This is a genomic window from Prevotella nigrescens (assembly GCF_031191185.1).
GTDB lineage: Bacteria > Bacteroidota > Bacteroidia > Bacteroidales > Bacteroidaceae > Prevotella > Prevotella nigrescens.
In genome coordinates this window covers 34,706-47,747 of sequence record NZ_CP133464.1, presented here as the reverse complement: position 1 = coordinate 47,747, position 13,042 = coordinate 34,706, and the positions used below count along the sequence as shown (strand labels likewise).

Below are 13,042 nucleotides of genomic sequence, written 5' to 3'. Positions count from 1 at the left end.
AGCAAAATGAAAACAAAAAATTTAATCGAGAGGCTCAGCCTCTTCTTGCTTGCCCTCGTGCTGACGATGCCGGCGTGGGCGCAGGGCAGTAGCGAAGTCAGCATCGGCTCGGTGGCAGACTGGAAAGCGTTCTGCAATCGGGTGAAAGCCGGAGAGCCCGGCCTCAACGCCAAGCTGACGCGAGACGTGGACCTCGGCGAGGAAATCGTGATGGTGGGCGAAGAATTCAAAATGTACGAAGGCACGTTCGACGGGCAGAACCACACGCTCACCGTAAACTGGGATGCCAGCTTTACCAACGACGTCGCCCCCTTCGCGTATGTGAAGGACGCCACCATCAAGAACCTGCGCGTCAAAGGGCATATCACGGGAAAGAAGCAATTGGCCGGATTGATTTATACCGTCCATGGCAACACCACCCTTTCAAACTGCGTCAGCGAGGTGGATATCAAGGGGAAATCCTATTTATCGGGCATGATTTATCGGGCAGAAAATATTGCCAAGGTTACCTTCACCGACTGCGTAGTCAAGGGAGCGTTGAACTCCGACGCGACTAACAACATGGCGGGCTTTGTATACCAAATGTGGGGCGACTGCACCTTCAATAACTGCCTCTACCTCGGCACGAACAACGCCACCGCCGGCAACACCTTCGCCTTGGGTGCCAACGCCACCAACTGCTACTACCTCAACGCCTGCGGCGAGGAGCAAGGCACGCAGGTAACCAAGGCGCAGCTCGAGAGCGGCGAGGTGGCTTACAAATTGCAGGCCGGCAGAAGCGAAAATGTGTGGGGACAGAAGCTCGGCACCGACAACGAGCCGATGCTCACCGCCGAAGCCGAGAGGCATGTCTACATGGTTGGCTTCGCATACAACGGCGAAGTGAAGGCCACACGCTACGCCAACAAGGGCGGCCATGTCAGTCTGCCCACCCTGCAGGAGGCACTGGGCACAGACTACAACCCACACCATTACTATACCGGATTCGCCTTTGCCAACGGCTTCAACGAAACGACCCCCGTCGAAGGCAACATGACCGTAGCCGTAACCGTAAATGAAAAGGACTGCTACGAAATAGGCTCAAAAGAAGACTGGAAGACTTTCTGCGACCTCGTCAACGACGGACAGGCCGGCCTCGATGCCAAGATGACCAAGGACGTCGCCCTCGGCGAGGACATCGCGAAGGTAGGAACTTCCAAGAGCCCTTATGGCGGCACCTTCGACGGGCAGAACCACACGCTCACCGTCAACTGGGATGCCGGCTCGGCCAACGACGTCGCCCCCTTCGGGAGAGTGAAGGGCGCCACCATCAAGAACCTGCGCACCGAAGGAGCCATCCGGTCGGACGGTTACTATCTGGGCGGACTGATTGACGAAGCCTATGGCGAAAATACCATTACGGGCTGTGTGAGCAATGTGAATATCACGAGCTCTACTGTCTCCAACTGGTGCGGGACAGGAGGCTTGATTTCCTATATAAGCACCGATGGCCGCGTTACCATCAACGACTGCCTCGTCACAGGCGACATCAACGCCACCACCGACGAAGGACAGAAAGGCATGGGCGGATTTGTATATGCCAATAACGGCACCTGTACCATGAACAACTGTCTCTACGCAGGCACGAACAATGGGAACAGTAACGCCAGCAGAAACGGTACCTTCACCACGAACACTTCCACCTCCGCCACCCTCACGCTCAACAATTGCTACTACCTCAACCCCTGCGGCAATGCGCAGGGCACGCCGATAACCAAGGAGCAGCTCAGAAGCGGCGAGGTGGCGCATCTGCTGCAGAACGGCAGAAGCAAAACCGTGTGGGGACAGGTGCTCGGCACGGACCATGAGCCGCAACTCACCGACAAGATAGAGAAGCGGGTGTACAAGGTGAAGTTCATCTACAACGGCAGGGTGAAGGCCACACGCTACGCCAACCACGGCGGCACCGTTGGCAGCCTGCCCACTGCGCAGGAATTCTTAGGCGAGGCCTACAATCCTGCCAACACCTACAAGCTCATCTTCGACGGCGACTTCTCGGCTTCCACCCCCGTCAATTCCGACCGCACGATAGATGTCGTCGTAGCCGAAAGTTGCGAAATCAGCTCCAAGGCCGACTGGCAGGCATTCTGCAACCGCGTGAACGGCGGAGAGACCGCCATCAACGCCAAGCTGATGAACGATGTCGACCTCGGCGAGGAAATCACGATGGCGGGCACGAGCAGAAACTACAACGGCACCTTCGACGGACAGGGCCATACGCTCACGCTCAACTGGAATAGCCAAAGCGGCGAGGTAGCCCCCTTCAAGTTTGTGAACAACGCCACCATCAAAAACCTGCGCGTAAAAGGAAAGATCAAGTCGGACGGCCGCACGCTGTCGGCACTGGTCTGCAATGCCGTGGGCAATGTTACACTCTCGGGCTGCGTGAGCGAGGTGGACATCACGAGCAACTATCATGGCGTATGCGAATTGGCGGGCATGATCGCGTATGTAAACGACAGAGCCGAGGTTGCCATCACCGACTGTGCTGTCAAGGGGGCGTTCAACTCCATGGCGGCAGACAAGAAAGGTATGGCCGGATTCGTATATCTTCAGACCGGATACTGCACCCTTACCAACTGCCTCTATGCCGGCACTAACAACGCCACCGCCGGTAGCTACACCTTCGGCTCCAACACCATCCGCAAGAACTGCTGCTACCTCAACACCTGCGGCACAGCACAGGGCGAGCGGATAGTCGAGAAGCAGCTCAAGAACGGCGAAGTGGCCTATAAGCTGCAGGGCGACCGCACCGACGCTTGCTACTGGGCGCAGGTGTTGGGCGAGACGCCGAGTCCTTACAGCGAGGCCGACAAGGAGAAGCCGAACTATGTGTATTATAACAAGGAGAACAACGGCTGGACGTGCGACGATTTCCGCCTCACCGACGGACAGTCGCTGCCCATCGGGCTCGACTTCACCGCCACGAAGGCTACCTACGACCGCACCCTCGCCGCCGGCAAGGCCACGCTCTGCCTGCCCTACGAGCTGCCCGTGCAGGGCTTCAGGGCCTACACCCTTGCCGACAGACAGGAAAGCCGCACCGCGGTGCACTTCAAGGAGGTGAACGGCACGCTCGGGGCCTACAGGCCCTACCTGCTCGTGGCCGACGCCCCCGCACGGCTCGACGGCGAGAACCTGCAGGTGAAGGCCGACCGTAGCAGCATCGTCCTCTATTCCGGCGAATACGCCTTCAGTGGTGCGGTGCAAGAGGTGGTGAACTGGTGGCTATCTTCCGCCCACGCCTACATCCTGCAAGCCGACGGCCTGTTCCACAAGGTAACGTCCGACAACCCCTCCGTCACGGTGCCTGCCTACCGCGCCTACATCAGCTACAACAGCCATGAGGGTGCCAAGCCGCTCTCCATCGTCTTCGACGGCGAGACCACGGGCATCTACGGCACGGCAGACGGTGCGACAGACGGTGCGGCAGACGGTGCGGCAGACGGTGCGGTGTACAACCTCCAGGGACAGCGCGTGGCCGACCGCCTCGACGACAGCGTGCGCCGACAGATTCCCGCCGGCGTGTATATCGTCAATGGTCGAAAGGTGATAGTGAAATAAAAAAAGAAGTCTCTCTTCATCGGGGGTGCGGCACGCCGCAGGGGCGTGATTCATCACGTTCCGAATCCCACGGAAACGGGCGGTGCGCTCCCCCCCGATGATTTAAAACAAACAGTTAATTAATATAAAATGAACAATTACATCAAACCGGAAATCAAAGTGGTCCCCATCACATTAGAAAACTCTATCCTCGCCGGCTCCCTCAGCGTGGGCATCAGTGAAGACCCCGCCACGGGGCCTGCACTCTCGAAAGGCAACAACTTCTTTGACGGCGAGGAGGACGACGATGACTATGACGCCCCGAGCCGCCGCCCGTCATCGCTGTGGGATGATTAAATCCATTTTCTTCGGGAGGTGCGCAACAGGTGCCGCACTCCCGATGATAAAAAAATGACGTACATATACAGTCCGAAAGATATTCTCTCGAACATATATCTTTCTATTCCCAATAGTAAGGTAACTTTTCTCGGAAACCTTTGCAAGGAACAGATGCTTTGAGACATCGGTTGGCAAACGGTCTACTCCTTAGACAAGTGAGCAAGAGCCGGGTCGGCCTTGATGCGTTCCTTCTCCGATTCCACAAGTGAGATAATCTCTTGTTTGACACGTTTATAGTTGGCTTCGATAGTCTCTTTGAGATTGTCGGAGCCATCTTCGTTTGTAAAGTCCGCGATTATAGGGATTGGTTGATAGGCTTTCATCTCGGCGGAGATTTTGGCACTATCCACGACTATCTCCGCATGGAAAATCTTTTGGTCAATACGCTCGTCGAAATTGTCCGACACAGCACCGACAAACATTCCCTGTGTGAGATTACTGATTTTGCTTGCAGGAATAAGGCTGTCCATCTGTGTGGAGATAGACGTAGACTTGTCATTGCGGTTGATGGTCATAGACTGCCGTTGTTGAAGTACTTTACCAAAACGCTCTGAAAGGGTCTTAGCTGTTTCGCCTACGACCTGACCACTAAATACATTACCTACCGTGTTCTGGATTACCTTGCTTTCTTTGTCTCCATAGTCACGGGTAAGCTGCGAAAAGTCCTGAAACCCCAAACATACAGCCACTTTGTTGCTTCGGGCAGTGGCAATGAGATTGTCCAAGCCTCGGAAATAGATAGTCGGCAACTCGTCGATAATCACGGAGGATTTGAGTTGCTTCTTCTTGTTGATGAGTTTTACGATACGGCTGTTATACAGTCCCAATGCCGCTGAATAGATGTTCTGGCGGTCGGGATTATTGCCCACTACAAGTACTTTGGGCTCGTTGGGATTGTTGATGTCAAGAGAAAAATCATCGCCCGTCATCACCCAATAGAGTGCTGGTGAAATCATGCGTGAAAGCGGTATCTTGGCACTGGCTATCTGCCCCTGCAACTGGTCCTGCGCACCGCCTTCCCAAGCGTCCATGAAGGGAGAAAGGTAGTTGGCAAGCTCATCGTAGGAAGTGAGTATCGGGAATATCTGAGCATAGGGGCGGTTCAGAAACTCAATGGCATGAGGGAAGGTGCAATACTTCCCGTTCTCGTATATCTTCAGAAACCAGATGATGGCTGCCAGCAGAATGATTGGTGACTCCACAAAGAAATCTCCCTGTTTCTGAATCCACGAGCGGTTAAGGTTGAGCATTATCGTATAGGCACTCTCGTAGGCATCGGATATATCCGTCATAAAGGCGGGATTGATGGGATTGCACCGATGCGACTTTCTCGGATCATCGAAGTTGATGACATAAAACTGCGGCTTTACCTTATAGGCATCCAAGTGATGAAGCAGGTGATTATAGGCAATCTCGGAAAGGTCGGGAAACTTGTAATCATAGATATACATGGCAAAGCCTTTCCGAATCTGTTGCTTGATATAGTTGTTCACAATGGCGTAGGATTTACCCGACCCCGGAGTACCCAGCACCATCGAGGCACGAAATGGATTGACCACATTGATCCAACCCTTGTTCCACTTCTTCTTATAGTAAAAACGTGTAGGGAGATTGACAGAGTACTCATTTTCCATCAATCGTGTTTCCTGCATGAAACTCTCGTTCTCCATATTGAATACATCGTCCATCAGGTTGTTTTTAAGCAGTCGGCTCATCCATACGCCACCCATCAGCAGACAGATATAGCCAACGGACAGCGTGAAAATGTAGAGCGAAGCTGCTCCGATCTTGCCGATAGGCAATGCTAAGAGCCACCAGTTGAGAAAGAAAAAGATAAAACCTGCGAAAAGCACTGCCCAAATCTTTGGCCATGTGATTTTCTCTTCTTTCACGCCTTTTGTCCCAAGGCAGGATAAAGCAAGAAACACCACACAAAAGAGTTTCGTCCAAAGGATGGACGAAAACAAGCCTGTGGTACGTTGGAAGTTCATCAGTATCTTGTTGATGATACCGAGCGTGAAGTGCCACTCGTGAAACGCTTCGTAGCAGAACCAATAACAGTTGATAAGGAGAAATATCACTGATATACCCCGATAAAGTCCATGACCTTACCTAATGCCCTTAAATCGTCTTCTTGTGCCATAATCGTATTGTTTTTGGAAGCCTCCCCCAACCCCTCCGAACCAACGGTCTCTGACCAAAGGGAAGAAAGGGAGGGGAGATAGAAATGCTCGTTTATTTAATGTTTTCTTCGTCTAATATTTACCTTGCTTTGCTTGCGGAGCTTACGCTGCCATGCCGCCTCCTTCCAATCATCGTTGCCCGTAGATAGAAATGAAACATCTGCCATACTTTCGATAAGTTCATCGACAAAGTTGTCGCTTTCCTCCGTATTTGGCTGCGAGGGTTGAACGATTGCCGATTGTTCCAAACGGACAGACAGACTGCCATACAATGTTTCGTCCAAGAATGGGTTATGGGCAGGATTGGAGAAATAGGCATTAAAAACATTGGCGGCATATCCCTTACCCAATCGTGAGCCATTGAGTGCAAATCCTCCTTCATCGTCAATGAAAGTGATACCATAGATACGACCGATTTCGTTTTTTCGGATTGCCACACGCAAGCCCTGTTCCTCCAACCTTTGTCGAAGTTCTTTCTCTGTCTGGGGAGAGGTACGCATTGTTTGTAATACCTTGTTCCTGATAATGGGTATCAACGGTTTGATTTCTTGCTTCGATTTCTGTATCTTGTTCTGCATGGCAGTATAGCCCACACCACGGCCGATGTCTGAGGCATGGATGGGTGTGCTTACCTTGTTACCTTTATCATCAGTCGGAACATAGACAAGTCCATCGTAATTCTTTCCCCGAAACTCTGTCTTCACTTCTTCCACGGCAAGATTGTATGCGGAAAGGATGGCGTTCAGTTCGCCCAAGGAACAGAAGCGATAATGCTTCAGCACCATGCGGAGGGTGCTTGCGACCTGCTCCTTAATGTTTCCTTTGCCAATATCCACCTTGGGCGTTTCCGCTGCTGCCTGTTCGCTAACCTTTGAACTTGGAATGAGGTTATACTTTCTCTCCAAGGCGTCGGTAATCTGCTTGCTCCTTCGCTTCTCGAAGCGGTCATTGATTTTTCTTCTATTACTATCCACTCGAAGCGACACGATGTGTATATGCTCACGGGCGATATCATTGTGCTTGAACACGATATAGGGTTGCTTGCCATAACCAAGTGCCTCCATATACTCCTTGGCAATCTGCACAAGAAGTTCATCGGAGAGCTTCTCATCCGGGTGCGGATTGAGCGAGCAATGGAACACCGTTTTCTTTGTCCGGCATTTCTTCGGTATCAGAGCCTCCATGTCGGCAAATACTTCCTCCATTGTATAACGACCTTCCTTGTTTTGATACAACTCAGCAGCAAGGAGAATACTCGCTTCCCCTTTCCCCACCTTTTTGAAGTTGTAACCGAGTGCACCTCCAAGGTTCTCCGTTGCTGAAATTTTTGCTATCATTTTTCTAACTAACGTGAGTTCGATGAATTATAAGAGTCTATAGATTTGGTGATTAGCGAAATTTGTTGTAATTTTAAAGTGTTGATATACATAGAATTACAAACAAAAATCGCTATGATCACCGAAGACAAAATTACTGAAATATTTTGTATGGCAGACGACTTCTGCAAGTTTTTGACGCTATGATAGCAAAATATACGCTAAAACCTACCGGGAAAAGAAAATATCATCGAAGTTCCACGATATCAAAGGCAGAAGTCATGCTGATAATGATTCTTTTCCACGACTCCGGTTATCGCTGCTTTAAACATTTCTATCTTGAAAAAGTATGCAAGCATCTTCACCATCTGTTTTCCAATGTTGTTTCTTATAACCGTTTAGTAGAATTGGAAAGGGAGGTAGCCGTACCCTTAACCTTGTTTATCAAGAAGGTCCTCTTGGGAAAATGCACGGGCATAAGATTTGTTGACAGTACACCATTGCGTGTCTGCAAGAATCAGAGAATACATATTCACAAAGTTTTCAAAGACATAGCCCAAAGAGGAAAATGCTCCATGGGTTGGTTCTTCGGTTCCAAATTGCACTTGATTTGCAATGAGAAAGGAGAGCTTCTCAACTTTATGATAACGCCGGGAGATGTTGATGATCGTAAGCCTTTGGAGTACAAGGCATTCATAGAATTCATCTATGGTAAGCTGGTCGGTGATAAGGGTTACATCGGCAAGAACCTCTTTCAAAGGCTTTTCGTTGACGGAATACAGCTTATTACCAAATTGAAAAGTAACATGAAAGGAGCTTTAGTGAGCGTTTCAGACAGACTTTTACTCAGAAAAAGAGCCATTATAGAAACGGTGAATGATGAACTTAAGAACATTGCACAAGTGGAACACTCCAGGCATAGATGCTTTGACAATTTCATCGTCAACTTATTAGGGGCAATTGCTGCCTATTGCCTGTTTCCAAAGAAGCCGTGCATCAATCTGCAAAGGACTATTGATACACAGCTTGCTTTGTTCTGAATTCGTCGAACTCACGTTAAAATAAATTTAGACATTCAACACACATAAGTGTTTATTGCAAAATACTTATTTTTGGGTATTGCGGTGTTTTTATATCTTTGCTACTTTTGCAAAATAAACATTGCAGCTATGCGAATACACAATATTTATATAGTAAGAGCGCAAATAGGCTCGTTCAATAAATCGCACCGTTCGATTACGAAACGGTGCGATTTTTTTATGAACAAAACAGAACTTGGTTCATTATTTAAAGTTTTCATGGGCGTATGCAGAAACTGAAAGACGACATTCGGCAGCGTATCGTTGCCGTAGCGCGCGAGGAATTCATCGCTCACGGCGCACGCAGCACGTCTATCCGCACGGTGGCGCGGCGTGCAGGCATTGCTGCTGGCAACGTGTACAACTACTTCCGCAGCAAGGACGAGCTGTTCTGCGAGGTGTTGCGGCCGCTGCTCAACGAGCTGAACCGCTACATTCTGTCGCACAACGAGGAGCGGCACCTCTGCATCGAGGTGTTCGACGCACTCGATTTCCAGAACGAATACATCGGCGCAATGAAGCGAATGGTGAGGCTTTACCGCCCCGAGCTTCGCCTGTTGCTGTTCAATGCTGAAGGCACATCGCTCGCAGGGTACAAGGAGAGAATAGCTGAACACCAGCTGAAAGCAGGCACGGAATACCTGCGACTGATGAAAGCGCGCTATCCGCATATCAACATCGACATATCGCCCTTCTTCCTGCACATTGCGAGCTCTATGTGGGTGAACATCTTCTGCGAACTTGTGGAGCACGAGGAGTACGACGAAAGCGAGGTGAACCGTGCGCTCGAGCAGTATGCCGCTTACAGTATGGCAGGGTGGAGAGAGCTGATGAAACCGTAGAAACAAAAACCTTTTAACATATATAGAAGAAGATGATAAGAATACTGAAACGCTTAGGACGTTACATGGGAGGGCGCAAGCCGTTGCTGCCCTGCTCGGTTGTGCTGTCGGCAGTGAACGGACTGCTGTCGCTCGTACCCTTTATTTTCCTGTGGTTGGTGGTGCGCACGCTGCTCACTGCCGACGGAGACCTTGCCGATACGCCCGTATGGGACTATGCCATTGCGGCGTTCGTGGTGTCGGTGGCGAATGTTCTGCTCTATTTCGCCGCCCTCATGCTCTCGCATCTTTCCGCTTTCCGCATCGAAACCAATATGCGGCGCACTGCCATGGAACGGCTGATGCGTGTTCCGTTGGGCTTTTTCGACACGCAGAACACGGGGCGCATGCGCAAGATAATAGACGAAGATTCGAGCCAGACCCACACTTTCGTGGCACACATACTGCCCGATGTGGCAGGCAGCGTGGTGGCTCCGATAGGCATCATAGTGCTTCTGCTTGCCGTAGACTGGCAGTTGGGCATTGCCGCAATGGTGCCGATAGTGTGCGCCTTCGGTATCATGGGCTACATGATGAACCCTAAGAACAACGATTTCCAGCGTATGTACCTCGACGCACAGGAGAAAATGAGTGCCGAAGCCGTGGAATACGTGCGCGGAATACCCGTCGTGAAGGTCTTCCAACAGACGGTATTCTCGTTCAAACGCTTTCACGACAGCATCATCAACTACCGCGACCTCGTCATCAGGTACACCCTTCTGTGGCGCACGCCCATGTCTGCCTACACCATAGCCATCAATGCTTTCGCCTTTCTGCTTGTGCCTACGGGCATCATACTGATAGGGCACGGCGGCGAGACTGCCATCATCGTTTCCGATATGGTGCTGTATGTGCTCATCGCACCCATCATTGCAGCCAACGTAATGAAAGCCATGCACCTCAGTCAGAACCTCTTTCTGGCAAACGAAGCAGTAGACCGATTGGAGAAACTCACCGCCACGCCACCGCTTCCAGAGAGTTCCAAGCCCGAGAAAGCGGCAGCCTTCGACGTCAGTCTGCGCAATGTGTCGTTCCGATACGAAGCGGCGGAGCGCGATGCCGTAAGCCACATCGACCTCGACATACCGCAAGGCAAGACCGTTGCGCTGGTTGGAGCATCTGGAAGCGGCAAGACAACCATCGCAAGACTTATTCCACGCTTCTGGGACGTGCGCGAAGGCAGTTTGAAAATAGGCGGTGTGGACGTTCGGCACATGGATAAGGCAACGCTGATGCGCAACGTGTCGTTCGTGTTTCAGAACACCCGACTGTTCAAGACCTCCATTTTGGAGAACATACGCTACGGCAATCCCGATGCAACCATCGAGCAGGTGAACCGTGCCGTAGACCTTTCGCAGAGTCGGGAAATCATCGAGCGGCTGCCACAGGGGCTGAATACTGTGATAGGAGCGGAGGGAACGTACCTCTCTGGCGGCGAACAGCAGCGCATAGTGCTTGCCCGTGCCATTCTGAAAGATGCGCCCATCGTGGTGCTCGACGAAGCTACTGCCTTTGCCGACCCCGAAAACGAGCACCTTATCAGGCAGGCATTTGCCCATCTGACTTGCGGAAAGACCGTGCTCATGATAGCCCACCGGCTGACCACCGTGCAGGATGCCGACAACATTGTCGTGGTAGACAATGGCAGAATAGCCGAACAGGGCACGCACCAACAGCTCATGGAGCAAGCCACATTATATTATAAGATGTGGAACGAATACCAAAAGTCGGTGGCATGGAAACTATAAACCTAAACAGAAAGGACACAAGATTATGATAAAATATCTTCAACAACGGTTCGCCCTCACCGAAAAAGGAGCGAAAGACTTGCGGAAAGGCATCGCCTGCTCTACATTGATGAACATCGCATTGATGCTGCCGCCCACCTATTTGTTCTTCTTCCTCATGGAATACATCGACGCCAAGCCCTCCACCGAGCCGCACACGCTGTGGTTCTATGTGCTTGTGGCAGTGCTCTTGGCAGTGCTTATGTTCTTCATAGCCCTCCGACAGTACGACAGCACCTACACCACCGTCTACAACGAGAGTGCGCAACGCCGCATCGGAGTGGCAGAAAAGCTGCGCCGACTGCCCCTTGCTTTCTTCGGCGAACGCAACCTTTCCGACCTCACCTCTACCGTGATGGAAGACTGCACGATGCTCGAGCAAACCTTCTCGCACGCTGTCCCCCAGCTGTTTGCGTCGGCTCTGAGCGTCGTCATCATCGGCGTGGGTATGTTCTCTTACAACTGGCACTTGGCTTTAGCCCTATTTTGGGTTGTTCCGCTCGCCGTAACCACCCTGCTGCTGTCGCGCCGTCAGCTCCACAAAGCCTTCGTTCAGCACTATAAAGTGAAGCGTGGCGTAACCGAACAGATACAGGAAGGGCTGGAATGTATGCAGGAAATAAGGTCGTACAGTGGCGAACAGGCATACTGCCGCAGCTTCGACAAGCGGCTGAAGGGCTACGAACGCGAGCTGGTGCGCGGCGAACTCGTGGCAGGAGTCTTCCTCAACCTCGCCGGAATGCTGCTCAAGCTCGGTATGCCCACCGTTATATTGGTGGGAGCGTGGCTGTTGCAGCAGGGCGAAGTGTCGGTATTCACCTACTTGGCTTACCTCTTGGCATCGGCAATGGTCTACAATCCCATTATCGAAGTGTGCAACTACCTTGCCCTTCTCTCCTTCCTCGACGTGCGCATCAACCGTATGAAGGAAATAGAAGGTATGCCCACGCAGGAGGGAAGTGCAGCCGTACAACTCGAAAACTACGACATCGAGTTCCGCAACGTAAGTTTTGCCTACGAAACCGAGAAGCAAGTGCTGCACAATGTTTCGTTCACGGCACGCCAAGGCACCGTTACCGCCCTTGTGGGACCATCGGGTGGGGGCAAAAGCACTACTGCCAAGCTCGCCGCACGCTTTTGGGACATCGCCGAAGGACAAATTCTTGTGGGTGGAAACGACATCTCGAAGATTGACCCTGAAACGCTGCTGAAACACTATTCCATTGTTTTTCAGGACGTATTGCTGTTCAATGCCTCTATTGCCGACAATATCCGAATCGGCAAGCGCAACGCCACCGACGAGGAAGTGCGCCACGTTGCCCGACTGGCACAGTGCGACGACTTCATCAGCCGAATGCCGCAAGGTTACGATACCGTTATCGGAGAAAATGGCGAAACCCTTTCGGGTGGCGAGCGGCAGCGCATTTCCATTGCCCGCGCCCTGCTGAAGAATGCCCCTATCATACTTCTCGACGAAGCCACCGCAAGCCTTGATGCCGAGAACGAGACGAAAATACAAGCGGGAATTTCCGAACTGGTACGTAACAAGACCGTTATCATCATCGCCCACCGTATGCGCACCGTCCGCAATGCCGACCACATCGTGGTGCTTAGCGGCGGTACGGTGAGCGAACAGGGCACGCCCGACGAGCTGTTGGCTCGCAACGGCGAGTTCGCCCGAATGATTCGTCTGCAACAGGAAAAACGGCAATGATGCCTCTACACCAATCGCTCGCAAAGAATTATGGCAAACAGCAACAGCATATAGCTTACGACGCGTATGGTGACCGTGCAAATTGGACGCGCTTATCCAAT

At 51.7% G+C, this 13,042-nt stretch carries 6 protein-coding genes and 2 pseudogenes; 6 read left to right on the top strand and 2 right to left on the bottom strand.

Translation table 11 applies throughout. The features are described 5' to 3' along the window. The first annotated feature begins 6 nt into the window (after positions 1–6). Positions 7–3,603, top strand: coding sequence for a hypothetical protein (locus RDV52_RS00165; RefSeq protein ID WP_004367380.1), 3,597 nt, complete (start codon positions 7–9; stop codon positions 3,601–3,603). Positions 3,604–3,732: 129 nt separating this feature from the next. Then, positions 3,733–3,939 carry a hypothetical protein gene (locus RDV52_RS00160; protein ID WP_004343303.1) on the top strand — a complete coding sequence of 69 codons (207 nt, stop codon included), beginning with the start codon at positions 3,733–3,735 and terminating at the stop codon, positions 3,937–3,939. 182 nt (positions 3,940–4,121) lie between these two features. Here RDV52_RS00160 and mobC read toward each other — a convergent pair. Continuing rightward, positions 4,122–6,124 (bottom strand): annotated as a pseudogene (gene mobC, locus RDV52_RS00155) (conjugal transfer protein MobC). A gap of 96 nt (positions 6,125–6,220) precedes the next feature. Next, positions 6,221–7,501, bottom strand: a complete 1,281-nt coding sequence (gene mobB / locus RDV52_RS00150) for a conjugal transfer protein MobB (RefSeq protein ID WP_004367378.1) — start codon at positions 7,499–7,501, stop codon at positions 6,221–6,223. 114 nt (positions 7,502–7,615) lie between these two features. On the opposite strand from mobB, the pseudogene RDV52_RS00145 reads away from it, so the two are divergent. The 4 genes and pseudogenes from RDV52_RS00145 to RDV52_RS00130 all read left to right on the top strand — a co-directional run bounded on the left by RDV52_RS00145 (position 7,616) and on the right by RDV52_RS00130 (position 12,941). After that, positions 7,616–8,520 (top strand): annotated as a pseudogene (locus RDV52_RS00145) (IS982 family transposase). A 266-nt stretch (positions 8,521–8,786) separates the two neighbouring features. Next, positions 8,787–9,401: a TetR/AcrR family transcriptional regulator gene (locus RDV52_RS00140; protein ID WP_028910947.1), complete on the top strand. Its 615-nt coding sequence runs from the start codon at positions 8,787–8,789 to the stop codon at positions 9,399–9,401. A gap of 32 nt (positions 9,402–9,433) precedes the next feature. Beyond that, the gene (locus tag RDV52_RS00135; RefSeq protein ID WP_004367880.1) at positions 9,434–11,188 is read left to right on the top strand and encodes an ABC transporter ATP-binding protein; all 1,755 of its coding nucleotides are present in this window, start codon (positions 9,434–9,436) and stop codon (positions 11,186–11,188) included. Between the two features lie 25 nt (positions 11,189–11,213). Next, on the top strand, positions 11,214–12,941 hold the full coding sequence (locus RDV52_RS00130; RefSeq protein WP_115098618.1) for an ABC transporter ATP-binding protein: 1,728 nt from the start codon (positions 11,214–11,216) through the stop codon (positions 12,939–12,941). Positions 12,942–13,042: the final 101 nt, after the last annotated feature.

What these genes read in the sequence shown, in the direction of transcription:
- RDV52_RS00160 (WP_004343303.1), top strand. Translation starts at nt 3,733, where the DNA reads ATGAACAATTACATCAAACCGGAAATCAAAGTGGTCCCCATCACATTA.
- RDV52_RS00135 (WP_004367880.1), top strand. Translation starts at nt 9,434, where the DNA reads ATGATAAGAATACTGAAACGCTTAGGACGTTACATGGGAGGGCGCAAG.
- mobB (WP_004367378.1), bottom strand. Translation starts at nt 7,501, where the DNA reads ATGATAGCAAAAATTTCAGCAACGGAGAACCTTGGAGGTGCACTCGGT.
- RDV52_RS00140 (WP_028910947.1), top strand. Translation starts at nt 8,787, where the DNA reads ATGCAGAAACTGAAAGACGACATTCGGCAGCGTATCGTTGCCGTAGCG.
- RDV52_RS00165 (WP_004367380.1), top strand. Translation starts at nt 7, where the DNA reads ATGAAAACAAAAAATTTAATCGAGAGGCTCAGCCTCTTCTTGCTTGCC.
- RDV52_RS00130 (WP_115098618.1), top strand. Translation starts at nt 11,214, where the DNA reads ATGATAAAATATCTTCAACAACGGTTCGCCCTCACCGAAAAAGGAGCG.